19 protein-coding genes are annotated in these 23,945 nt (G+C 71.1%); 4 read left to right on the plus strand and 15 right to left on the minus strand.

Going from position 1 to position 23,945, the window contains the following annotated elements; all coding sequences use genetic code 11:
* The first annotated feature begins 38 nt into the window (after positions 1 to 38).
* Together AB0D85_RS31185 and AB0D85_RS31190 are read left to right on the plus strand one after the other, a co-directional pair.
* Positions 39 to 1,700, plus strand: coding sequence for a sensor histidine kinase (locus AB0D85_RS31185; protein ID WP_362327528.1), 1,662 nt, complete (start codon positions 39 to 41; stop codon positions 1,698 to 1,700).
* Complete coding sequence (locus AB0D85_RS31190) at positions 1,697 to 2,377, plus strand: response regulator (RefSeq protein ID WP_362327531.1); 681 nt, start codon at positions 1,697 to 1,699, stop codon at positions 2,375 to 2,377. Before AB0D85_RS31185 ends, AB0D85_RS31190 begins: the two co-directional genes overlap by 4 nt.
* Positions 2,378 to 2,383: 6 nt before the next feature.
* On the opposite strand, the gene AB0D85_RS31195 is transcribed toward AB0D85_RS31190, so the two are convergent.
* Genes AB0D85_RS31195 through AB0D85_RS31205 form a run of 3 tightly spaced genes read right to left on the minus strand, consistent with a single transcriptional unit; the run spans position 2,384 to position 5,160 of the window.
* Positions 2,384 to 3,436: an ABC transporter substrate-binding protein gene (locus AB0D85_RS31195; RefSeq protein ID WP_362327534.1), complete on the minus strand. Its 1,053-nt coding sequence runs from the start codon at positions 3,434 to 3,436 to the stop codon at positions 2,384 to 2,386.
* A 55-nt stretch (positions 3,437 to 3,491) separates the two neighbouring features.
* On the minus strand, positions 3,492 to 4,355 hold the full coding sequence (locus AB0D85_RS31200) for an ABC transporter permease (RefSeq protein ID WP_362327537.1): 864 nt from the start codon (positions 4,353 to 4,355) through the stop codon (positions 3,492 to 3,494).
* The gene (locus tag AB0D85_RS31205) at positions 4,345 to 5,160 is read right to left on the minus strand and encodes an ABC transporter ATP-binding protein (protein ID WP_362327540.1); all 816 of its coding nucleotides are present in this window, start codon (positions 5,158 to 5,160) and stop codon (positions 4,345 to 4,347) included. The genes AB0D85_RS31200 and AB0D85_RS31205 overlap by 11 nt, the downstream gene beginning before the upstream one ends.
* A gap of 158 nt (positions 5,161 to 5,318) precedes the next feature.
* Here AB0D85_RS31205 and AB0D85_RS31210 point away from each other — a divergent pair, with 158 nt between their 5' ends.
* Complete coding sequence (locus tag AB0D85_RS31210; protein WP_362327543.1) at positions 5,319 to 6,011, plus strand: response regulator; 693 nt, start codon at positions 5,319 to 5,321, stop codon at positions 6,009 to 6,011.
* 13 nt (positions 6,012 to 6,024) lie between these two features.
* On the opposite strand, the gene AB0D85_RS31215 is transcribed toward AB0D85_RS31210, so the two are convergent.
* The 6 genes from AB0D85_RS31215 to AB0D85_RS31240 form a co-directional block, all read right to left on the minus strand.
* Positions 6,025 to 7,617 carry a cation acetate symporter gene (locus AB0D85_RS31215; protein WP_362327546.1) on the minus strand — a complete coding sequence of 531 codons (1,593 nt, stop codon included), beginning with the start codon at positions 7,615 to 7,617 and terminating at the stop codon, positions 6,025 to 6,027.
* On the minus strand, positions 7,614 to 8,168 hold the full coding sequence (locus AB0D85_RS31220; RefSeq protein WP_362327549.1) for a DUF485 domain-containing protein: 555 nt from the start codon (positions 8,166 to 8,168) through the stop codon (positions 7,614 to 7,616). The genes AB0D85_RS31215 and AB0D85_RS31220 overlap by 4 nt, the downstream gene beginning before the upstream one ends.
* Positions 8,169 to 8,237: 69 nt before the next feature.
* Positions 8,238 to 8,918: a response regulator transcription factor gene (locus AB0D85_RS31225; protein ID WP_362327552.1), complete on the minus strand. Its 681-nt coding sequence runs from the start codon at positions 8,916 to 8,918 to the stop codon at positions 8,238 to 8,240.
* Positions 8,915 to 10,066, minus strand: coding sequence for a histidine kinase (locus AB0D85_RS31230; protein ID WP_362327555.1), 1,152 nt, complete (start codon positions 10,064 to 10,066; stop codon positions 8,915 to 8,917). Before AB0D85_RS31230 ends, AB0D85_RS31225 begins: the two co-directional genes overlap by 4 nt.
* Positions 10,063 to 10,596 carry a DUF1453 domain-containing protein gene (locus AB0D85_RS31235; RefSeq protein ID WP_362327558.1) on the minus strand — a complete coding sequence of 178 codons (534 nt, stop codon included), beginning with the start codon at positions 10,594 to 10,596 and terminating at the stop codon, positions 10,063 to 10,065. Before AB0D85_RS31235 ends, AB0D85_RS31230 begins: the two co-directional genes overlap by 4 nt.
* A gap of 327 nt (positions 10,597 to 10,923) precedes the next feature.
* Positions 10,924 to 13,047 carry a DNA topoisomerase IV subunit B gene (locus AB0D85_RS31240; RefSeq protein ID WP_362327561.1) on the minus strand — a complete coding sequence of 708 codons (2,124 nt, stop codon included), beginning with the start codon at positions 13,045 to 13,047 and terminating at the stop codon, positions 10,924 to 10,926.
* A 441-nt stretch (positions 13,048 to 13,488) separates the two neighbouring features.
* On the opposite strand from AB0D85_RS31240, the gene AB0D85_RS31245 reads away from it, so the two are divergent.
* Positions 13,489 to 13,719, plus strand: coding sequence for a hypothetical protein (locus AB0D85_RS31245; RefSeq protein ID WP_046728668.1), 231 nt, complete (start codon positions 13,489 to 13,491; stop codon positions 13,717 to 13,719).
* A 102-nt stretch (positions 13,720 to 13,821) separates the two neighbouring features.
* On the opposite strand, the gene AB0D85_RS31250 is transcribed toward AB0D85_RS31245, so the two are convergent.
* From AB0D85_RS31250 to AB0D85_RS31275, 6 genes are all read right to left on the minus strand, one after another.
* Complete coding sequence (locus AB0D85_RS31250) at positions 13,822 to 14,688, minus strand: serine protease (RefSeq protein WP_362327565.1); 867 nt, start codon at positions 14,686 to 14,688, stop codon at positions 13,822 to 13,824.
* A 122-nt stretch (positions 14,689 to 14,810) separates the two neighbouring features.
* Positions 14,811 to 16,358, minus strand: coding sequence for an RNA polymerase sigma factor (locus AB0D85_RS31255; protein ID WP_362327568.1), 1,548 nt, complete (start codon positions 16,356 to 16,358; stop codon positions 14,811 to 14,813).
* Positions 16,359 to 16,898: 540 nt separating this feature from the next.
* Positions 16,899 to 17,786 carry a FadR/GntR family transcriptional regulator gene (locus AB0D85_RS31260; RefSeq protein ID WP_362327571.1) on the minus strand — a complete coding sequence of 296 codons (888 nt, stop codon included), beginning with the start codon at positions 17,784 to 17,786 and terminating at the stop codon, positions 16,899 to 16,901.
* A 162-nt stretch (positions 17,787 to 17,948) separates the two neighbouring features.
* Positions 17,949 to 20,510 (minus strand): ATP-binding cassette domain-containing protein, encoded by a 2,562-nt coding sequence (locus tag AB0D85_RS31265; RefSeq protein WP_362327575.1) that lies wholly within the window; start codon positions 20,508 to 20,510, stop codon positions 17,949 to 17,951.
* A gap of 80 nt (positions 20,511 to 20,590) precedes the next feature.
* Entirely contained in the window at positions 20,591 to 21,349 is a 759-nt protein-coding gene (locus tag AB0D85_RS31270) for an NUDIX hydrolase (RefSeq protein ID WP_362327579.1), read from the minus strand.
* A 177-nt stretch (positions 21,350 to 21,526) separates the two neighbouring features.
* Positions 21,527 to 23,638 carry a glycogen debranching N-terminal domain-containing protein gene (locus AB0D85_RS31275; RefSeq protein WP_362327582.1) on the minus strand — a complete coding sequence of 704 codons (2,112 nt, stop codon included), beginning with the start codon at positions 23,636 to 23,638 and terminating at the stop codon, positions 21,527 to 21,529.
* Positions 23,639 to 23,945 lie beyond the last annotated feature (307 nt).

The raw sequence follows: 23,945 nt of genomic DNA on the forward strand, positions 1-23,945 counted from the left end.
CTACGGCGGGGCGCGCCCGCGCACGTACCGTCGTGGGTATGACCCCCACGCCCCCCGCGCGCCGTCTGCGCCCCCGGCTGCCCCGGAAGGTGTTCTCCCAGGTCCTGCTGATGCAGCTGGCGATCGCCGCAGGGGTGGCGGTGCTCGCGACCGGACTCTTCCTGGCCCCGCTGAGCAAGCAGCTGGACCAGGAGGCGATGCGCAGGGCGCTGGCGATCGCCCAGACCACGGCCCAGGACCCGCAGATCGCCGAGGGCGTCCTGACCACCTCGCCGAGCGTGCACGGGCCGGTGCAGAAGGAGGCGGAACGGATCCGCAAGGCGACCAACGCCGAGTACATCGTGGTGATGGACCTGCGCGGATTCCGCTGGTCGCACACCACGCCCTCGGAGATCGGCCAGCATGTCTCGACCAGCCCCAAGGAGGCACTGGAGGGCAAGGAGGTCATGCAGATCGACGACGGCACCCTGGGACGCTCCGCGCGGGGCAAGGTGCCGCTGTACGACGCGCAGCACGAGATCATCGGGGCGGTCTCGGTCGGTATCGCGTACGACAGTGTGCGAGCGCGGCTGCTCAGCGCGATCCCCGGGCTGTTCGCGTACGCCGGCGGCGCTCTCGCGGTCGGTGCGCTGGCCGCCTGGCTGATCTCCCGGCGGGTCCAGCGGCAGACCCGCGACCTGGCCTTCTCCGACATCTCGGCGCTGCTCGCGGAGCGCGAGGCGATGCTGCACGGCATCCGCGAAGGCGTCGTCGCCCTCGACCGCGGCGGCCGCATCCGTCTGCTGAACGACGAGGCGAGACGACTCCTCGGCATCGGCGACGAGGCCGTCGGCCGGTCCCCCGACGAGGCGCTCGGCGAGGGCCGTACGACCGACGTCCTGGCCGGCCGGGTGACCGGCACCGATCTGCTCACCGTGCGCGGCCACCGGGTCCTGGTCGCCAACCGCATGCCCACCGACGACGACGGCGCCGTCGCCACCCTGCGCGACCGCACCGAGCTGGAGCAGCTCGGCCGCGAACTCGACTCCACGCGCGGGCTGATCGACGCCCTGCGCGCCCAGGACCACGAGCACGCCAACCGTATGCACACCCTGCTCGGGTTCCTGGAGCTGGAGATGTACGACGACGCCGTGGAGTTCGTCGGCGAGGTGGTCGGCGACCACCGGGTCACCGCCGAACAGGTCACGGAGAAGATCCAGGACCCGCTGCTGGCCGCCCTGCTGGTCGGCAAGGCGACCGTCGCGGCCGAACGCGGGGTCGCCCTGTGGGTCTCGGACCGCACCCGGCTCCCGGACCGGCTGATCGACCCGCGGGGTCTGGTCACGGTCGTGGGCAACCTGGTGGACAACGCGCTGGACGCGGTCGCCGGAACCCCGCACGCGCGCGTGGAGGTCGAGTTGTGCGCCGAGGGCCGCGCGATCGTCCTCCGGGTGCGTGACACCGGGCCGGGGATTCCGGCGGAACAGCGGGAGTTGGTCTTCACCGAGGGGTGGTCGACCAAGAAGCCGCCCGCGCACGGCAAGCGCGGCATCGGGCTCTCCCTGGTGCGCCGGCTCGCCGAACGGCAGGGCGGCCGCGCGACCGTGGGCGAGGCGGACGGCGGGGGCGCCCAGTTCACGGTCGTACTCCCCGAAGCACTGACCGAACCGGAGCTGGAACTGGAACCGGCGCTCGTACCGGCCGACGAGGAGGCGCGATGATCGAGGTCCTGGTCGTGGACGACGACACCCGGGTCGCCCGGGTCAACGCCGCCTACGTCGAGAAGGTGCCGGGCTTCCATGTGGCCGGCGAGGCCCACAACGCGGCCGAGGCACTGCGCCGGCTGGAGTCGCTGCCCCATCTCGACCTGGTCCTGATGGACCACTATCTGCCCGACGACACGGGCCTCGCGGTGGTCCAGGAGATGCGCCGGCGCGGCCACCAGACCGACGTGATCATGGTGACGGCGGCCCGGGACGTGTCGACCGTGCAGGCGGCGATGCGGCAGGGCGCCCTGCAGTACCTGGTCAAGCCGTTCGCGTTCGCGGGACTGCGCGCCAAGCTGGAGGCGTACGCGCGGCTGCGGCGCACCCTGGACGGCGGCGGCGAGGCCGAACAGGCCGAGGTGGACCGCATCTTCGGCGCCCTGTCCGCACCGTCCGAGCCCGAGCTGCCCAAAGGGCACTCCCCCACCACCGCCGAGCTGGTGCGGCAGTCGCTGATGAGCGCCGAGGGCCCGCTGTCGGCCCAGGAGATCGCCGAACGGACGGGGGTGAGCCGGCAGACCGCCCAGCGCTATCTGAAGCTCCTGGAACGCACGGGACGGGCCCGGCTGACCCTCAAGTACGGCGACGCGGGCCGCCCCGAACACCGTTACGTGTGGGCGACCCGCGCGTGAGGCGTGCTACTTGGCGGCGTTGACGAACTCCGTGGTGTACGTCTTGGCGAGGTCGACATCGGCGTTCTGGATGTTCGGGTTGAACGCCTTGAGCACCTTCTCGACGGTCTCGGGGCCGTTCGTGGGCATCACACCGTCGTCGGTGAACATCGGCAGCGTGCTCTTGATGGCCTCCGTGTAGAGCGTCTTGTCGCCCTGGGAGTAGTCCGCGGGCATCTTGGCCGCGATCTCGGCGGCGCTGTGCGTGGACATCCACTTGAGCGTCTTGACGAACGCGTTGGCCATCTTCTGGACGGTGTCCTTGTGCCCGTTCACCCAGTCCGTCTGCATGTACAGACTCGACGACGGGTACGGCCCGCCCAGCGCCTTCTGCGAACCCTCGGGGGTGCGCATGTCGAGGAGGATCTTGCCCGCCTTCTTGTCCAGGATCGTAGCCACGGTCGGGTCGGTCGTCATACCGCCGTCGATGGCGCCCTTCTGGAGCGCAGCGATGAAGGTGGGCCCGGCACCCACGGCAACCGGCGTGAACTCGCTGACCTTCACACCGTTCTTGACCGCGAGGTACTTGGTGAGGAAGTCGGTGGAGGAGCCCAGGCCCGTGACACCGAGCTTCCTGCCCTTGAAGTCCTTGGGCGAGGTGATGTCGCCGACCGCCTTGTTCGAGACCATCTCGACCTCGCCGGGCGCGTGCGAGAACTGCACGACGGACTCGACGGACTTGCCCTTCACCTGGAGGTCGAGCGTGTGGTCGTAGAAGCCGACCGCGCCCTGGACCTGGCCGGAGACGAGCGCGGTCTCGGCCTGGACCCCGGCCGGCTCGCTGAGCAGCTCCACGTCGAGGCCCTCGGCGTCGAAGTAGCCGAGCTGCTGGGTGAGCATGGCGGGCAGGTAGATGACCTTGTCCAGGCCACCGACCATGATCTTGACCTTCTCGCCCTGGCCGTCGCCCTTGCTGCCGGTGGCGGTGGAGCTGGCCGCGTCGTTGGCGCAGGCGGTGAGCGAGGAGAGGGCGAGCAGGCCAGCGGCGGCCAGCGAGGCGTATCTGGCGGTGTTGCGCATGGGGTTCACGTCCTTGTGAGAGGGCGGTGCGGGGTGACGGCGAAGAAAGGAGGGCTCAGCTGTCGGAGCCGGTCGGCTTCCACCGGAAGATGCGGCGCTCGGCGAAGGTCAGCAGCCCTTCGGCGGCGAGGGCGACGACCGCGAGGATCACCATCGCGGCGTACACGCCGGCCGGGTTGAAGGTGTTCTGCGACTGCGAGACGAGCAGGCCGATGCCCTTGGTCGCGCCGATGTACTCGCCGACGATGGCGCCGATGAGCGCGAAGCCGAAGCTGACGTGGAGGCTGGTGAAGATCCAGGAGGTGGCCGACGGGATGACCACCTGGAGGGTCACCCGGCGGTCGCTGGCGCCCAGGATGCGGGCGTTGGCGACGAGGTTGCGGTCGACCTCGCGGGCGCCCTGGAAGGCGTTGAAGAACACCGGAAAGAAGACCAGCACCACGGCCGAGGCGACCTTGGAGGACGGGCCGAGTCCGAACCAGATCAGGAAGATCGGGGCGAGCACGATCCTGGGGATCGAGTTGAGCACCTTGATGAACGGACCGAGGACATCGGCGAGGAAGCTGATCCGCCCCAGGGCGATACCGAACACGACACCGGTGATGACACCGATGACCCAGCCCAGCAGCGCCTCGTAGAGCGTGTACCAGATCTGCTCGCCCAGCGAACCGAGCGCGGTACCGTGCGTGACCCAGGTCCAGATCTGGTCCCAGATCTTCGACGGCATCGAGAAGTTGAACGGGTCGATGACCTTGGTCCGCGACAGCAGCTCCCACAGGCCGAGGAAGGCCACCAGGAGCAGCATGCGCACGGCGAAGACGATCGCCTTGCGTCTGCGGGCGGCCTGGGCCCGTGTCTGGGCGCGGTCCGGGGCCTTGGCCGTCTCGACGACCGGTGCGCTGAGGGTGTCAGGCGACATGAGCGGCACCCCTCTCACGGGTGATGCGGACCTCTTCGCCGAGGGACTCCCAGATCTCGCGGTAGATCTCGATGAACCGCGGCTCCAGACGCACCGACTCGACCTTGCGGGGGCGGGGCAGGTCGATCTCGAAGACCTGCTTGACGGTCGCGGGCCCGGCGGTCATGACGACGACCTTGTCGGCCAGCGCGATGGACTCCTCCAGGTCATGGGTGACGAAGACGACCGAGGCGCCCGTGCCCTCCCACAGTTCCAGGAGTTCGTCCGACATCAGGGCCCGGGTCTGCACGTCGAGCGCGGAGAACGGCTCGTCCATGAGCAGGATCTGGGGGTCGTTGACGAAGGTCGCGGCGAGCGCCACGCGCTTGCGCTGACCGCCGGAGAGCTGGTGCGGATAACGGTCCTCGAAGGCGGCGAGACCGACCCGGGCCAGCCACTCGCGGGCCTTCTCCTTGGCCTCCGCCTTGGGCACGCCACGGAAGCGGGGCCCTGCCATCACGTTGGACAGCACGGTCCGCCAGGGGAAGGTGGCGTCCTGCTGGAAGACGAAGCCGACCTTGTCGCCGACGCCGGCCACCGGCTCGCCGGCCACCAGCACCTCGCCCTCACTGGGCTCCTCCAGCCCGCTGACCAGGGTCAGCGTGGTGGACTTGCCGCAACCCGTCGGCCCCACGACCGCCACGAACTCACCGCGCCCGACGGTGAGGTCGAGGTCGCGGACGGCCGTGTGCAGACCCCCCGACGGGGTCTTGAAGATCTTGCTCGCGCCCCGCAGCTCGATGGCGGGGCTGGTGTCTGCGCTCATGGGCCGGGACGGTAGGTGTGTCCCGCACCACAACAGCAGTCTTCTGGGCGCAAGCCGTTCTTTTGCTCGCAAGCACCTGTTGTGCTCGTTTTGCGCGCGCTACAACTGCGCAGATGAAACACGGGCTTAACGCTCGCCGGCCTTGAAGGAGAGGCCTGATGATTGACGTCCTGGTGGTGGACGACGACTTCCGCGTCGCCGAGATAAACGCCAAGTACGTGGGAAAGGTTCCCGGCTTCCGGGTGGCCGCCCGCGCGCACAGCGCTGCCCAGGCACTGGCCGCCGTCGAACGCGGAACCATCGACCTGGTCCTGCTGGACCACTATCTGCCGGACCAGACCGGCCTCGAACTCGTCCACCGGATGCGGGAGCAGGGCCACGGCACCGACGTCATCATGATCACGGCGGCCAGCGATGTGACCACCGTGCAGAAGGCGATGCGCCTGGGCGCCCTGCACTACCTGGTCAAGCCGTTCACCTTCGCCGCGCTGCGCACCCGCCTCGACTCCTACGCGGCCCTGCGCCGCACCGTCGACCGGGTCGGCGGCCGGGGCCTGACGGGGCAGGAACAGGTCGACCGGATCTTCGGCGCCCTGCGCACCTCACCGGCGCCGTCCGCCCCTGGCCTGCCCAGCGGCCACTCCGAACCCACCACGGACCTCATCTGCGGGGTCCTGCACCGCGCGGACCACCCGCTCTCGGCCCACGAGGTGGCCGCCGAGACCGGCCTGAGCCGCTCCACCGCCCAGCGCTACCTCCGCCATCTGGAACAGGCCGGCCGCCTCCGCCTCTCCCTGAAGTACGGCGACACGGGCCGCCCGGAGCACCGGTACGCCTGGGTGGCGCCGTAGCGGCGCCGCTGCTTCAGACCGCCCCCGCCCCGGTCAGCGACCGCACCTCGGTCTCGGCGTGCTTGGCCTCGTCCGGGACCTCGTCCGAGGTGACCGTGCCGAGCCAGCCGGCGAGGAAGCCGAGCGGGATGGAGACGATCCCCGGGTTCTGCAACGGGAAGTACTGGAAGTCCACGCCCGGGAACAGCGCGTCCGGGCTTCCCGACACCACCGGGGACAGCACGACCAGCCCGATGGCGGGGACCAGCCCGCCGTATACGGCCCACACCGCGCCCCGGGTCGTGAAGCCACGCCAGAACAGCGAGTACAGCAGCACCGGAAGGTTCGCCGAGGCCGCCACCGCGAAAGCCAGACCCACCAGAAAGGCGACGTTCATGTCGCGGGCGAGCAGGCCCAGGGCGATGGCCACCACACCGATGCCGACCGCCGCCGTGCGCGCCACCGCCACCTCGCTGCGCTGCTTGGCGTGCGGCCTGCGCAGCGAGGCGTACAGGTCGTGGGCGACGGACGCCGAGGAGGCGAGGGTGATCCCGGCGACCACGGCGAGGATGGTGGCGAAGGCGACGGCGGCGACGACCGCGAACAGAACCGCTCCGTCTGTGGAACCCGCGCCGCCGCCCAGGTCGAGCGCCAGCAGCGGGACCGCCGTGTTCCCCGACGCACTCGACGCACGCAGCGCCTCCGGTCCGACGAGGGCCGCCGCCCCGAACCCGAGCACGATCGTCATCAGGTAGAAGCCGCCGATCAGCCCGATCGACCAGACCACCGAACGCCGTGCGGCCCGTGCCGTCGGCACCGTGTAGAAGCGGGACAGGATGTGCGGCAGCCCCGCCGTCCCCAGCACCAGTGCCAGCCCCAGGCTGATGAAGTCCAGTCGCGCGGTCCAGGTCCCCCCGTACTTGAGCCCCGGCGCCAGGAACGCCTCCCCGTGCCCACTGCGGTCGGCGGCCGTGAGCAGCAGCCGGTCGACGTCGCCGTGGAAGCGCAGCAGCACCAGCACGGTCAGCACCACCGTCCCGCTCAGCAGCAGGACCGCCTTCACGATCTGGATCCAGGTGGTGGCTCGCATCCCTCCCAACGACACATAGATCACCATCAGCGCGCCGACCCCGATGACCGTCCACGCCTGGGCCGCCTCGCTCGTCCGCCCCAGCAGCAGCGCGACCAGGCTGCCGGCCCCCACCATTTGCGCCACCAAATAGAGAACGGACACCGTGACCGAGGAAGTTCCCGCCGCGATCCGCACCGGCCGCTCGCTCATCCGCGCCGCGATCACATCGGCGAGCGTGAACCGCCCGCAGTTGCGGACCAGTTCGGCCACCAGGAACAGCACGACCAGCCACGCCACCAGGAAGCCCACCACATACAGCATCCCGTCGTAGCCGAAGAGGGCGATAAGACCGGTCACGCCGAGGAAGGAGGCCGCCGACATGTAGTCGCCCGCGATGGCAAAACCATTCTCCATCGGGGAGAAGAGCCGTCCCCCGGCGTAGAACTCCTCCGCCGAACCACGCCGCCTCCGGCTCACCCACGTCGTGATCCCGAGCGTCACGGCGACGAACACGCTGAACAGCAGCAGCGCCAGCGTCTGATGACGGCCCGTCATGACGCACCACCCCGGGCTCCGCGCGTCAGCTCCTGTGTGTCCCAGCGCAGTTCCAGTGCGGCACGGTCCCTGCGCAGCCGCGCGTGCCGGGCGTAGGCCCAGGTGAGCACGAACGTGGTGAGGAACTGCCCGAGCCCCGCGACCATCGCCACGTTCACCGCTCCCGCGACGGGCCTCGCCATCAGCCCGGGCGCGGTGGTCGCGGTCACCACATACCCCACGTACCAGGTGAGGAACAGGGCGACTGCCGGCACCACGAACCTCCGGTAGCGGCTGCGCACCTCCTGGAAGGCCGGGCTGCGCTGCACCTCCAGATACACGTCACGGGTGCGAACGGCCGCCCCCTCCCGCCCGGTTCGCGCTGCCGGTACAGGAGCTGGCGCCCCGGCGCCGTCCAACTCTCCCCAGCCGGAGGCCAGCGCGTCGTACCAGGGGTCCTCGTACCTGACTTCTCGGGAGGCCGCGCCGTACTCGCCCGTGTCCTCGTGCCGCTCGGCCGAACTCTCGGAACCGTCCCCGCCGTCGCGGTGACGCCCGTTGCTTGACTGCATGCCCAAGGATGGACAGATCGGGAAGATCCCTGACTCTTCTTCCCCGGGCTCTTCACCCCATCAGGTGACTCAATCCGCTGGTGGCCGCACCAGTCCCTTCCCGTAGGCGTAACGCACCGCCTGGGCCCGGTCCTTGAGCCCCGTCTTGGCGAACAGGTTGTTGATGTGTGTCTTCACGGTCGCGGTGGAGACGTGCAGCTTGCGGGCGATCTCCTGGTTGGTGAGCCCCTCGGCGATCAGCACCAGGACCTCGGTCTCCCGCGCGGTCAGCCCGTCGGGTGCCTCGGTGGCGGCCGCGGGCGCCGGCTCGGGCTGTGACAGCCTCTCCAGCAGCCGCCGCTGGATGCTCGGCGACAGCCCCGCGTCCCCCGAGAGCACGCTCTCCACGGCGCGTACGATCTCGTCGCCCCCGGCATCCTTGGTGAGGTAACCACGGGCGCCGGCTCTCAGCGCCGGGAACAACGACTCGTCGTCCGCGAACGTGGTCAGCACCACGACCTGCGTCGCGGGGTACTCCGACCTGATCCGCCGGGTCGCCTCCACCCCGTCGCAACGCGGCATTCTCAGGTCCATCAGCACCACGTCCGGGGCGAGTTCGCCGACCAGCCGCACCGCCTCCTCCCCGTCGCCCGCCGCTCCGACGACCTCCACGCCGGGGAGCAGCCCGAGGAGCATCACGATGCCCTCCCTGACCACTGTCTGGTCGTCGGCGACCACCACCCGCGCGGGCTTCTTCTCCCCCTCCGTCATACGGGCACCCTCAACGTCACCTCGAACCCCTCGTCATCGCGTCCTGCCTCCAGCGACCCGCCCAGCAGCTCGGCCCGCTCCCGCATACCCAGCAGACCGTACCCGCCGCCGGCACCGGCGAGTTCGCCGGGACGACCGCCCGAATCCCGTACGTTCAGCGTCACTTGGTGCTCGCTGTAGTCCAGCCGTACCTGGACCTTGGCGCCGTGGGCGTGCTTGCGGACGTTCGTCAGCGCCTCCTGGGCGACGCGTCGTACGGTCTGTGACGCCTCGGCGGGCAGAGCCCTGCGTTCACCCGTGACAGTGACCTCCGCGCCGTCCGTCGAACCGACGATCTCCGTGAGGAAGTCCTCCAGCGGGGTCAGCTCGCCGCGAAGGGCGGACAGGGCCTGGCGGGTCTCGGCGAGTCCGTCCCGGGCCATTCCGCGGGCTGCCACGACCCTTTCCAGAATCCGCTCCCGGTCCGCTCCGCGCTCGATCAGCAGCCGGGCCGCCTCCAGGTGCACCATCTGCGCCGAGAGGCTGTGGGCCAGCACGTCGTGGATCTCCCGGGCGATCCTGGCCCGCTCCGCCAGCGCCGCCGACTCCGCCTCGGCCGTCCTCGCGGCCCGCTCCTGGGCGAGCAGCCTCTGGGCGCTGCCCCGGGCCTCGGCGTCGAGCCGCAGGACATAGCCCGCCAGCGCCATTCCGACGACGGTGGCCGCGGTGGTCAGCCACACGTCGTTGTTGAACGCGGAGTACGAGGCGAGACCCACGGACGCGACGGGTACGGCGGCGCCGAGCGGCAGCCGCTCCAGGGCGGAGATCCCGCAGCCGCACCAGATCACCAGGGCCGGCCCCCGAAACCCCGCGGACTGCGCGACGATCGCGATCGCCAGGAGGACGCTGACGAGCACCAGGGAGGGCACCAGCCGGTGGGCATAGGTGGTCCGGAAGAAGCCCCAGGAGACGACGGCGGTCACGGCCACACCGGCCACCGCCGCCGGCACACCCCAGCCGTGGACGTGCCGTTCATGGAAGGCGCCCCACAGCAGCAGCACCAGGACGAGCAGCCTCACGAACCAGGCGAGCGCACGCCGCGCCCGGGTGGTCCCGGCACGGCTCAGCGCCTCGCGGGAGGGCCAGCGCGTCCACGCGTTGTCCGTCACACGCCCTCCTTCCTGATGGCCCGGGCCATGCCGTCACCGTACGCCCGGGCGGGGCCGCCGGCGGACGGAGCGGAGGGCAGCGACTGGGCACGCCAGACGAGGATCCCGGAGCGGACCAGCAGAGTGACCGCCAGCCCGAGCATCAGGGCCGAGCTGTCCTGGTGGACGCCGATCAGGGCCGCCAGGGCGAAGAGACCGACACGCACGGCTATGCCGGCGAGCCAGACCATCCCGCTCGCCTTGGTGCTCTTGGTCCACACGACGCCGTCGGGTTCTGTCCACACACGGGTGGTCCAGGCCCAGGCGGCCCCCATGGCCAGTCCCACCAGTACCTCGGTGGCCAGCAACAGGGCGGATTCGGTGCGGTGATGGGCGTCGAGCACGGCGGGTTCACGGAGCGCGACGACCGCCAGGATCACCGGCAGCAGCCACCAGCGCCGACCGGTGTCGACCGGGCGTGCACGGAACTGCCGCACGATCACCACGACGACGACTGCCGCGATCAGCAACGCGTTGACGAGCCCGGACATCAGAGCCTCCGTGAGCGGGAAGGGGCGGTGCCGGGAGCGGGAGCTGCCGACGCCTTCGACGCTACGGAAATGCGCAGGTCAGCAGATCGGAGCAGGGGTGGATCACGGGTGGATTCCGGCGAGCGGGCTCTCTCCACCCCCGGGTGGAGGGACACACCGTCCGCGCCCGTCCCCGGAACGGCCGAGGAGCCCCGGCGGTTGCCGGGGCTCCTGGTCGCACCGTGTCGCCCGCAGCGGCGCCTGCACGGCGCCGAGGGGCTCCGGCCGACGGATCACCCTCGGGTCAGGTGAGTCGGCCGAGGCCCGCGCAGAGGCTACGCGCTGGGGCTACGCGTCGATCCGCGACCGGTCCAGCGTCGCCGCCGAGCCGGAGATGAACTCCTTGCGGGGAGCCACGTCGTTCCCCATCAGGAGATCGAAGACCTGCTCCGCCGCCTCCAGGTCGGAGAGGTTGATCCGGCGCAGCGTGCGGTGGCGCGGGTCCATCGTCGTCTCGGCCAGCTGGTCGGCGTCCATCTCGCCGAGACCCTTGTAGCGCTGGATGGAGTCCTTGTACCGGACGCCCTTGCTCTGGAACTCCATGAGCTTGTCGCGCAGCTCGCGGTCCGAGTACGTGTACACGTACTTGTCCTGGCCCTTCTTGGGCTGGGTGATCTCGATCCGGTGCAGCGGCGGCACCGCCGCGAAGACCCGGCCGGCCTCGACCATGGGCCGCATGTAGCGCTGGAACAGCGTCAGCAGCAGGCAGCGGATGTGAGAGCCGTCGACGTCGGCGTCGGTCATCATGATGATCTTGCCGTAGCGGGCCGCGTCGATGTCGAAGGTGCGGCCCGAGCCCGCCCCTATGACCTGGATGATCGCGCCGCACTCGGCGTTCTTGAGCATGTCCGTCACGGAGGACCGCTGCACGTTGAGGATCTTGCCCCGGATCGGCAGCAGCGCCTGGAACTCGGAGTTCCGGGCGAGCTTCGCCGTACCGAGCGCGGAGTCTCCCTCGACGATGAAGAGCTCACTGCGCTCGACGTCGTCGCTGCGGCAGTCGGCGAGCTTGGCCGGCAGGGACGAGGACTCCAGGGCCGTCTTCCGGCGCTGCGCGTCCTTGTGCTGGCGGGCCGCGATGCGCGTCCGCGCGGCGGCGACCACCTTCTCCATGACCACCCGGGCCTGGGCGGCGGCGTCCCGCTTGGTGGAGGTCAGGAACGCCTTCAGTTCCTTGGAGATCACGTTGTTCACGATCCGGCGGGCCGCCGAGGTGCCGAGGACCTCCTTGGTCTGGCCCTCGAACTGCGGCTCGGCGAGACGGACGGTGACAACGACGGTCAGGCCCTCCAGGGCGTCGTCCTTGACGATGTCGTCCTCGGCGACACGCAGCAGCTTCTTGGCGCGCAGCACCTCGTTGAGGGTCTCGCGGACGGCCTGCTCGAAGCCGGCCACATGGGTGCCGCCCTTGGGCGTGGCGATGATGTTGACGAACGACTTCAGGGTCACGTCGTAACCGGTGCCCCAGCGCATCGCGACGTCGACGCCGAGTTCGCGGGTGACCTCGGTGGGGGTCATCTGGCCGTGCTCGTCCAGGACCGGGACGGTCTCCTTGAAGGTGCCCTGGCCGGAGAAGCGGAGGACATCGCAGACCGGCTTGTCGGTGGCCAGGTACTCGCAGAACTCGCTGATGCCGCCGTCGAAACGGAACGACTCCTCGCCCTTGCTGCCGCCCTCGCCCAGGCCGTACTCGTCCCGGACGACGATGGTCAGACCGGGCACCAGGAACGCGGTCTGGCGGGCGCGCTGGTGGAGCGTGTCCAGGGAGAGCTTGGCGTCCTTGAGGAAGATCTGGCGGTCGGCCCAGTAGCGCACGCGCGTGCCGGTGCGCGTCTTGGGCACCCGCTTCGTCTTGCGCAGCCCGCTCCCGGCCTCGAACTTGCCGTCCGGCCCGACGCCGGTGAAGGCCCCCGGCACACCGCGGCGGAAGCTGATGGCGTGCACGTTGCCACCACGGTCGACCTCGACGTCGAGACGCGCGGAGAGCGCGTTGACCACGGAGGCGCCGACGCCGTGCAGGCCGCCGGAGGCCGCGTAGGAGCCGCCGCCGAACTTGCCGCCGGCGTGCAGCTTGGTCATGACGACCTCGACGCCGGACAGGCCCGTCTTGGGCTCGACGTCCACGGGGATACCGCGGCCGTTGTCCCGCACCTCGACGGACCCGTCGTCGTGGAGGATGACCTCGATGTGGTCGCAGTAGCCGCCGAGGGCCTCGTCCACGGCGTTGTCGATGATCTCCCACAGGCAGTGCATCAGGCCACGGCTGTCGGTCGACCCGATGTACATACCGGGGCGCTTGCGCACGGCTTCGAGGCCCTCAAGAACGAGCAGGTGCCGCGCGGTGTAGTTGGAGCCGTCCCGGTCTGCTCCTGCCAGCAGCGCAGTGGACGGCACGGACGTATCGGCGGTCACGCGGTTCGCTCCTCGCTGAATTTCAGTGGGGCCCCTTTTGGGTAAGGGGCCGGCTTCGGTCGCCGCTCAGAGGGTACCGAGGCCTGGTAGAGCCGTTGTAACGCCACCCTCGTCGTGAACTCACACTAGTCCAGCGTCGCATGGGTGTTCGATCCCTCGATGGAGTGAAGTACATATCACGTTCCCTTCGAGGCATGAACCATTTAGGCTCCGGGCACGTCCTCACAAACAACCGGCAACCCGGCCGGGAGGATGAGACCGATGAACCGCGCGAACCCGTAAGCACCTAAGACACGCAATACGGCACATTCGCCGCCAACCGGCAGCAGACGGCCACCTCGAAAGATTTTTTTTCGAGGAGAAGCCCCGAGCGGGAACGTTTTCGGGCTGGTTGGATGTTGACCCTGGTACGACAGCTCGTCGAGCTAGAGAAGAGGCGACGTGACTACTGTTCTGACCCCCGCGAGCCACCTGACGGCCGCCGATCGCTGCGACCGCTGCGGCGCCCAGGCATACCTGCGCGTCGTGCTGCTCAGCGGCGGAGAACTGCTCTTCTGCGCCCACCACGGTCGCAAGTTCGAGCCGGAACTCAAGAAGATCGCCGCTGAGATACAGGACGAGACGGAGCGGCTGACGACCGTTCCTGCCACCGCCTCCGAAGATGAGCGCTGACCTCTCGCATCCACGACGAGCCAGCCCCGGCACAGGCCGGTGAACGGGCGGCCACTCCTTTCAGGGGAGCGGCCGCCCGTCGTCGTACCGGCGCAGCGGCCCTCAGGAGGCCTTGTGAGGCCGGCGTGACCCGTCGAGGGCACCGCCGGGGCCCAGGGCCTTCACGGCCTCGGAGACGCGCGTGTAGACGCCGGGGCTCCCCGGGCGTCCGCAGCCGCTGCCCCACGACACGAGTCCGATCAGCCGCCCCCCGGCGACCAGCGGCCCCCCGCTGTCACCCTGGCAGGCGTCGGGACCGCCCACGGCCTCCCCGGCGCACACCATGGAGTCCGCCCGGTAGGTGCCGTCGGCGCCGCCCGGATAGGCCTGCCGGCACATCTCGTCGGGCAGTACATGGACGCGTGCCGCGTACAGCCGGCGCGAGTAGTCGCCACCGCCTGTGACGTCGCCCCATCCTGTGACCTGGGCGGTGGTGCCGGGCTTGTAGCCGGCGTCCCCCTTGGCGGCCATCTTGACGACCGCGCCGGCCGGCAGCGGTCGGGCGAGGGTGAGGACCGCGAAGTCGCCCGTGTTCGCCTCGGCGTCGTAGTGCGGGTTGATCCGGGCGACGGTCACAGGGATCTCCTGGCCGTCGGCCGAGAGCAGATCCGTGCGGCCCGCGATGACCTTGAGGTCGCGCACCCGGTCGGACGGCCCGCCGATCACCTCGTCGGCCAGGCAGTGGGCCGCGGTCAGTACCGTGGTGCGGCCGATCGCCACCCCGCCGCAGAACTGGCCGGCCCGCGTACCTCCGAACCGGTCACGGCTGGACAGGGCGACCGTCCAGGGAGCCTGTGAGACGTCGACGGGGAAGCCGCCCACGACAACGCTGTCAGCGGCCGCCGGAGGCGGGCCGGCCAGCGGTATGACTGCAGCGACGGCCGCCAGGATCAGCGGCCGGATCAGCATCGGGGCAAAGGGACGGCGCATGCACGCTCCTCACTCTGGGTGGTACTGGGACACCCAGAGTCATCCAGAGTGCCGCGGCCCGCAGCACGAAGGGCCGGTCTCCCCGCGGGGAGACCGGCCCTTCGACGTCGTACGACCGCGACCTAGTCGAGGTAGTCGCGCAGCACCTGGGAACGCGACGGGTGGCGCAGCTTCGACATGGTCTTGGACTCGATCTGGCGGATCCGCTCGCGCGTGACGCCGTACACCTTGCCGATCTCGTCGAGGGTCTTCGGCTGACCGTCGGTGAGACCGAACCGCATGGAGACGACGCCTGCCTCGCGCTCGGACAGGGTGTCCAGCACCGAGTGCAGCTGCTCCTGGAGGAGCGTGAAGCTGACGGCGTCGGCGGGCACGACGGCCTCGGAGTCCTCGATGAGGTCACCGAACTCGCTGTCGCCGTCCTCGCCCAGCGGGGTGTGCAGGGAGATGGGCTCACGGCCGTACTTCTGGACCTCGATGACCTTCTCCGGGGTCATGTCGAGTTCCTTGGCCAGCTCCTCCGGGGTGGGCTCGCGGCCCAGGTCCTGGAGCATCTGGCGCTGCACGCGCGCGAGCTTGTTGATGACCTCGACCATGTGCACCGGGATACGGATGGTGCGGGCCTGGTCGGCCATGGCGCGGGTGATGGCCTGCCGGATCCACCAGGTGGCGTACGTGGAGAACTTGTAACCCTTGGTGTAGTCGAACTTCTCGACCGCGCGGATCAGACCGAGGTTGCCCTCCTGGATGAGGTCCAGGAAGAGCATGCCGCGGCCGGTGTAGCGCTTGGCCAGGGAGACCACCAGACGGAGGTTGGCCTCCAGGAGGTGGTTCTTGGCGCGGCGGCCGTCCTCGGCGATGATCTCCAGCTCGCGCTTGAGCTTCGGGGCGAGCTTGTCGGCGTTGGCCAGCTTGTCCTCGGCGAACAGACCGGCCTCGATGCGCTTGGCGAGCTCGACCTCCTGCTCGGCGTTGAGCAGCGGGACCTTGCCGATCTGCTTGAGGTAGTCCTTGACCGGGTCGGCGGTGGCACCGGCCGCGGCGACCTGCTGCGCCGGCGCGTCGTCCTCGTCCTCGTCGGACAGGACGAAGCCCGCGCTCTCGGTGCCCTCGGGCTCCTCGGAGCCGGCCTTGGCCTCCTCGAGAACCTCGTCCTCGAGAATCTCGGCGTCGTCCTTGTTGGCGGCGGTCTTCTTGGCCACCGTCTTCTTGGCGGCGGTCGCGGTCTTCTTCGCGGCCGCCTTCTTGGCGGTGGGGGCCTTCTTGGCGACGGCCCTCTTGGCGGGCGCCGCCTCGTCGGCCGGATCGTCGGCCACGGCGGGGGACACGGCCGGAGCGGCCGTGGCAGTGGCCTTCCTGGTGGTCACCGTCTTGGCCGCGACCGTCTTGGTGGCGGTGCGCTTGGCCGGACTCTTCGCTGCGACGCTCTTTCGGGTGCGCTTGGGCTCCGCGGCACTGACCATCAGCGTCACACCCTCTTCCTCAAGGATCTGGTTGAGGCTGCGCAGTACGTTCTTCCACTGAGTGGCCGGAATCTGGTCAGCTTCGAAGGCCCGACGCACATCGTCGCCGGCGATCTGCCCCTCAGCCTTTCCCCGCTCAATGAGAGCCATGACAGAGACGGACTCGGCGATCTCCGGCGGGAGCGTACGGGATGTGCTGGCCGACACGAACAACCTCTCGGAACGTTGAAAAACGGCTTCCGGCCCCGTCCGGGACGGACTGGAGCCGACCGCCGGCTTGGGGATGGGCCGACGGCGCGGGCGGGGGCCGGGGAGATGGACAGCGCCATGAATGGCGTCCGTATTCCCTCCGCGGCTGTCACCTCTTAGGTCATCGCGTTGTTCGCAAGAGCGTTACGCCCAATCTACGTGGCCCGAGTCACACCCCGTAAGCGCTCAAAAACGGTCAGACGCGGGCAGAAGCTGTCCTAGATGATCTCTCCGGCCGTTCGGGCCGCCACGCGGCCCGTCGTACAACCACTCCGAGTACCCCGTACGACGGCTCCGGACACTCGGTTCCGCCACTGCGGACACATCAGCCGGCTGCCGCGGAGCCTGCCGTACGACCCGGTCGCCGCACTCCCCCGCCGTGCCGCCGGGCCCCGCCGGAGCCCTGAGGGATCCGGCGGGGTCCGACGGAAGCGGATTCCCGGGCCGACGACACTCCGAGAACGCGGCACTCACCGGGCACATCGCTCTCGACGCGGGTCAGTGCTCGCGCGGGGCGGGCACCACGCGCTCCACCTCGGGGTGGACGGTGAGCAGTTGACGCATGGCCGACTCGGCCGCCGTGCCGTCGCCGGTACCGAGCGCGTCGACGATCCGCGCGTGCTGGGCCAGGGAGGTCTCGTTCGGCCGGTCACAGCCGGTGACCGGGCCGCCGGAGACCTGGAGGGCCGCCGACACGATGCCGGAGAGGTGCTCCAGCATGCGGTTGCCCGCGATCTGGATGAGCAGCGAGTGGAACTCGGCGTCGGCGCGCGAGAACGTCAGTGCGTCGCCCTGCGCCATGGCGTGGCTCATGATCTCGACCATGTCGCACAGGCGCTGCTGGACATCCTCGCGCCCGTGCCCGGCGGCGAGGCGGGCGGCGAGCGGCTCGATCGTCCAGCGCAGCTCGCTGAGCTCACGGCGCTGGTCGTCGCGCTGCGGCCCGAAGGCCCGCCACTCGATGATGTCCGGGTCGAGGAGGTTCCAGTCACTGACGGGACGTACCCGCGTGCCGACGTTCGGGCGGGCGCTGACCAGGCCCTTGGCCTCCAGGACCCGGAGAGACTCGCGGACGACGGTGCGGGAGACCTCGAACCGCTGGCCGATCTCCTCGGGTACCAGCGGGCGGTCCGCGCCCAGGTCTCCGGAGACGATCATCTGGCCCAGCTGCTGGACGAGTTGACCGTGCAGTCCACGGCCGCGGCTGCCCGCGGCACGCCGGCCCACACGGCCCAGCTCCGGGTCCGCGCCCTCCCAGGAGGGGACGCCGACGCGATCGGTGACAGGGCCCTCCGCGTAGGGGTAGCGGTCGAGTTCGCCCGGGCCGACCAGACCAGAGTCTGCGGAGCGGGCGGCGGTCATCATGGTGTGCGCAAGGGTACTCACGGAACCTTTGTCGGCGCTGCCTCCAACTCCCTTGAGGTCTTTGGTGAAAAGCACACGAAAGGGTGATCGCTCACGCCGTCGCAATTGACGCCTTATCGGAAAGAAATGGCCTTTCTGCGGGGAGTTGTGCACACGGCTGGATCGGAAGCGCCCGGTCCGTGGTCATCCGACTCTGGCCCGCAGGGTGGTGAACAGATACGCGCAGAGCAGCGCGGTCAGCGACAACGCCAGTGCCCCGCCCACGGGTTGGGCGAGCACCCGGGCCGCTCCGATCAGATAGCGCTCTCCCCCGAAGGGCCACTGCATCAGAAACGTCTCCCGCATCCGCATCGGGAATCCGGCGGCCATCCGCACACCTGGCCCCTGTAGCGCCTTGTGTACGACGGGTACCACGAGCACGGGTACAGCGAGCACCGCGGCGAGACCGGCCGTGGTGGAACGGAAGACACCCGCGGCCAGCACACCGGCCCAGGCACAGCCGACGACCAGTCCGAACCAGCCGGCGGTGAGCGAAAGCCAGTCGGTGGGAACCTGCGCGAGCTCCCGACCGTAGACGAGATAGAGCATTTCGGCGTCGCAGCCCAGGGTGAGGAACGAGAGCAGCACCGCGGTGGCCCCGGAGACCAGGAGTTTCGCGGTGAGCAGCCCCAGCCGGCGGGGCACGGTGCCGCGGTCCGCCGCCAGCGCGGGGTGGCGGAACTCGTCGCCGAAGGAAAGCGCCCCTAGCAGCCCGGCGCCGAGCGCCGCGGGGGGCAACGGCAGTTCCCGCGGCCAGGCCGCGAACAACCGGGCCTGGGGGGTGTGCCCGAGCCGCGCGAGCAGGAAGGCGGTGAGGGCGGACACCAGCAGTACGACACCGCAGGTGAGAAAGCCGGCACCGATCCCGGCGGCGCGGCGGAGTTCGTACCGCAGGGGGCGCAGGGGGCTGGGGGCGGGGCGGACCGAGATGGCGGGGGGAAGGACGGACAACCCGTCCGGAGCGGCGGCCTCGGGACAGCGAGCGGGACCGTCCGGGGAGGGGGCGGGGTCGTCGAGGGTGAAGTGGGGCTCAGGGGCCTGCGACTGCGGTTGTGGCCGTGGCTGCGGCTGCGGCTGCTTGGCAGGGGGCCGGGCGGTGGGGGCTTCGGCGGGTACGGCGGGGGTGGCGGAGGAGCCGAGGGCGGAGGGGGCGGAGGGGGCGCCGGATACGGCGCGGGCCGGCGGCTGGGCGGATGCGGCGGGGGTTGGCGGCTGGGCGGGGACTGTGGCGGTAGCGGTGGCGGACACCGGTTCCGGGGATGTGGCGTGGGGCGGCGGTTCCGGGAAGGTGGCCGGTGCATGCCGCGGTGAGGATGCGGTGGAGGCTGACGTCCGGGCGCTTGCGGCGACGGTCGACGGCCGGGCGGAGAGCGCGGCGGCCGGGACTTCGGCGGGAAGAGTGCGGGCGGGAGGTTCGGCGGGCAGGGTGCGGGCGGGAGGTTCCGCGTGCGAGGACTTGGGCATGGCCGCGTGGCCGTCGGCGAGCTCCCCGGCGGACGCCGACGGCTGCAGTTCGGCCGTGGCCGACGGCTCCGTGTCGGTCGACGGCCGGCCAGGGCCTGGCTCCCCTACGGTGGTGTCGAGCGCTTGACTCACCGGTCGCGGAGCGGCCGAGGCCCGTGGTTGTGGGGTCACCGGGGAACCGCCCGCGTCCTGAAGTCGATCCGCGCCAGACACGTCCCGCCGGTCGGTGCCGGGCGTGTCGTCGGCGCGTCGCCGGTCGGACGTCCTTCGGGTTCCGCCCGCCGCGATCCGCTCGTCCTCACCCTCACCACGCCGCAGCCGTACGGCCTCCGGCGCCTCGCCCGTCGGCGGCTCCGTTCCGGCGCCCGGACCCATGTCGCCGGTCTCGTCCGCGAGTTGGTGGACCAGGATGCCGTTGCGGAACGCGATCTCGCCGACCTCCGCGGTCGTACTGCCGTAGACCGAAAGGCGGTTGCCGTCTTCCTGCACCACTTCCACGGAGCGCTGACCGGTGCGGGCTTCCTTCGTGAGGACGGCGGCGAGCCGGGCGGCATGGGGGCTGCGGACGGCCACGCGGGGTCGCAGCCGGGTGCGGGCGAACTCGGCGGCCGCCTGGTCCGCGACGAGCCTGCCACGCTCCAGGGTGACGACCCGGTCGGTCGTGCGGGCCGCCTCCTTGGGTTCGGCGGTGGTGAACAGCACCGTGCCGCCCTGGGCGGCATGCGCCCGGAGCATGGCGTGCAGCCAACGGGTCTCACGGGTGGAAAGACCGTCCGCGGGTTCGTCCAGGACGAGGGTGTGCGGGTCGGGGAGCAGGGCGCAGGCCAGGCCGAGACGGCGGTCCATGCCACGTGACAGTGTGCCCAGGCGTTCCTCGCCCAGGCTGACGAGACCGACGGCGTCCAGCACTTCGTCTGCGCGCCGGGCCGGGACTCCGGTCGCCGCGCACAGCATGCGCAGATGGCCGCGCACGGTGCGGGACGGGTGGCCGGGGACATCGCCGAGGACCACGCCGACCTCGTGCGAAGGGTGGGCGATGCGATGGAGGGGGCGGCCCCTGAAGTAGGTGAGTCCACGGCCCTGTTGGAGTTCGAGCATCAGTCTGAGCGCCGTGGTCTTGCCCGCGCCTGTCGCGCCGAGGAGTGCGGTGACGCATCCCGCGCGCGCTTCGAAGGTCACGTCGTCGACGGCGGGCGGGTGCGCCTTGCGGGGGTTGCTGGTCAGTCCGAAGGCCTGGATCACCTTAGGGAAGATAGCGCGGAATGCCCGGTTTTCCCGGTATAGAACACTTCGCCTCTGTCAGGGTTCGCACTGTCGGGCGGTCACACCTCGGGCCGCAGCATCGGCGGGTTGAGCAGAGTCGCACCGCCGGCACGGAAGAGCTGGGCCGGGCGGCCGCCCTGGCGGGTGGTCGTGCCACCGGTGGGGACGAGGAAGCCAGGGGTTCCGGTCACCTTGCGATGGAAGTTGCGCGGGTCGAGCGCCACGCCCCACACCGCCTCGTAGACCCGGCGCAGCTCGCCGACGGTGAACTCGGGCGTGCAGAACGCGGTGGCCAGGGACGAGTACTCGATCTTGGAGCGGGCCCGTTCCACGCCGTCGGAGAGAATCTGGGCGTGGTCGAAGGCGAGTGGCGCGACAGGCTCGCCGTCCCGGCCGTAGCCGCCCTGCGCGAGCAGTTCCTCGACCGGGGCCCAGCGCGCGTTGCTCGCGTCACCGCCCGCGCGCGGCGCGGGGAGGTCGGGAGCGAGGGCGAGGTGGGCGACACTGACCACACGCATCCGGGGGTCGCGCTTGGGGTCACCGTAGGTCCCCAGCTGTTCCAGATGGGCTCCGCCGTCCTGGGCGGGGGCATCGGGGTCGTGGGCGCGCAGCCCGGTCTCCTCCGAGAGTTCCCGCGCCGCCGCCTGGGAAAGATCCTCGTCGGCCCGTACGAAGCCGCCCGGCAGCGCCCAGCGCCCCTGGAACGGCGGCTCGCCTCTGCGGACCGCCAGCGCGCACAGGGCATGGCGGCGCACGGTCAGCACGACCAGGTCCACGGTGACGGCGAAGGGCGGAAAGGCTGACGGGTCGTAGGGCATGCGGTGATCATAGTCGTCTGCCTGACGATAAACACTCCCTTCGTCGCTCGCTTCCACGCCTGATCCACTTCGCTCCGGTATGCACCCCGCGGTTCGTTGCGGCATGCGACGCGCGGTCGGTCACCCTTTCGTCGTGGCCGTCGGGTCGCGCCGGGTCACCCGCTCCGTGCCGGCTGGTCACACCCCCAACTGCAGGCCGTCCGCGGCCTCCTCGACCATGGCCAGACCGAGCCGGCTGACCCGCACCGAGAAGGGCGCACCGGCGACCCGCAGTCCGGTCAGACCGAGTTCACCCAGCGGTGCGCTGTGAACGGGACGGAGGGTGACGGTCCCGGCCGGGGTGTCGGGGCGGATGCCGGCGAGCGTGGTGAGGAGCAGGATCCCGGAGGCTGCCGCCGTGGCCGCCGGACGGCAGGCCGCGGGGTGCGGAAGGGGAGCACTCCCGTCGGAACGCTGCTCACCCGCGAACATCTCGGGCAACCGGTGGCCGAAGTGCTCGGACGCCGCAAGCAGGCCGCGCAGCAGCCCACCCGCCTCCTTCTCGTAGCCCGCCGCGGCCAGCCCGGCGACGGCGAGCGCCGTCTCCTGGACCCGCACGGCCCCGGTCCGGTGGCCGAACGGATTGTGTCCCCCCTCCTTCGCTCCCAGCCCGCGCAGCCCCCAGCCGGAGTCCATGGCCGGGCTGCCGAGCAGCCGGGCGAGTTGCTCGGTCTGCACCTTGTCGAGCAGGCCGACGGCCGGTCCGCCCGCGCCGAGAAGGCCGGTGTCGAGAAGGTGGACGGCGGTGGCGCCGAGATGGGTCAGGGGGCGGCCGTCCGGGTTCAGTGCCGCCGCCGGCCGCCCGCCGCCTCGGTCCTCGACCCAGAAGTCCGCCTGAAACGCCTTCCTCAACTCGCCTGCCCACTGCCGCAGCCCGGCACCGCCGGGTCGGTCGTACGCGTCGAGCAGGTCGGCGCCGAGCAGGGCCGCACGGTGGGCGTGGGCCTGGGTCTCGCTGCGCGCGGGGCCGCCGGGCTGCGGGTCGCAGAGGTAGGTGTGGTCGCCCACTGTGGCCCGCAGCCAGGCCAGGCAGCGCTCGGCGGCGGGCAGCAGCTCCCGCGTCTCCTGTTCCGGGAGCCCCCAGCGGCGGGCCTCGGCCAGCAGGACGGGGAAGAGCAGGGTGGCCTCCGTACCCGTGCAGCCCGGTGGCAGGTGTGCTCCGGCGTCGCGGCGCGGGCCGGGGATCAGGCCGGCCTGCGGCCGCGGGCCGCGGAGTTGGGTGCGGGCCAGGGTACGCAGGGTGCCGGCGGCCAGGCGGGTGCCGAGGGGCAGGGTCATCCGGGCGGCGGCGAGCGCGTCGGCCGGAGCCAGCCCGCAGCGCCAGGGCGCCCCGGCCGCCAGGTAGGTGTCGGAGGGGTGCGCCGGGTCGCGGAGCAGCAACGCCTGGAGGTCGTCGATGCTCGTCCTGAGCAGTGCCGGAACCCTCGGGTCGTCCCCCGCGGCCCTGGCCGGTGCCAGTGGGCTGGTGGCGGCGCGTCCCACGGCGCGCAGGGGGCCCGTGCCGTCCGGGCGCACCCGCAGTTCCACGCTCGCCGTGCCGCCCGGGGGCAGTTCGAACTCCCAGCGCAGCAGTCCGGCGGAGGCCAGTGCGTCTGCGGGTGGCGGGTCCGCCGTGACCGAGGAGTTGCCGGTGGGGGTGGCCCAGCGGATGCCGGAGTCGTGGACGCTGGCCGGGAGTTCGGGGCCCGGGATGCCGGAGGCGATGGCACTCAGGTCCGCGAGGTCCGTACCGAGGGCCACCTCCAGCGGCAGTCGCAAGGGGTGGAGCGCGGAACTGCGGAGGGTGATCCGCTCGGTGCCGTCGGCGTGCCGGGTCCGTTCCACGACGACGTCCGGATCCGGGCCCGCCACCGGGGAGGCCCGTAGCGTGCCCACGAAGCGAGCGGAGTCCGCCCCCGTCATCCGGGCCTGCACTGGGAGCGGTTCGCGTCCGGCGACACGGACCTGACAGCGCGCGAGCACCCGCCGGCCCGCACGGTAGAACCCTTCCAGGCCACGCCCGGACAGCTGGCCCTGCTCCGTGGAGATGGCGAGGCCGGGCAGCGCGACGCAGATCAGGGCGGTGTGCGTGGGCGGCAGCCCGCCGGAGTTCCCCGGGCCGGGGGTGCCGGGAGCCGGGCGTGCGGGCGTGGGCCGGGGTGTGCGGGCGCGTGGCTGTCCCGAGGCGCCGTCCGCCGCCGGGAGCCAGGGCGGGCCGTCCCGGAGTCGGCGGTTGTCGTCGGCGGTGGAGGGCGGAGTCGGCTGATGCATGGTGAGGCTTCTTCGCTCGGTGCGCCTGGGATGTGCTGGGCGCCGGACGGAGGGCTCCGGAGGGACAGGGGCCGGGCGGCGGTACGGCCCGTCCAGGCGTTCCGCCACTCAGGTGAACGGGGAAGGGCTCCTCCTGGTCACGCCCCGGCCTGCCAAACCTGACCGTGTGGCGGTGCGGGGTGGCGTCGTCCGGGACGGCCGGCCCGCGCCCTCGGGCACCGGCGAGCGACGGGCCGAGCCGAGGCCGCCCGGACGGCGGGCGGTCAGGGCTCCGCTCCCGCCCGATGAGTTTCCGTGCCCAGCGGCG

It is taken from the genome of Streptomyces sp. NPDC048277 (assembly GCF_040652235.1).
GTDB lineage: Bacteria > Actinomycetota > Actinomycetes > Streptomycetales > Streptomycetaceae > Streptomyces.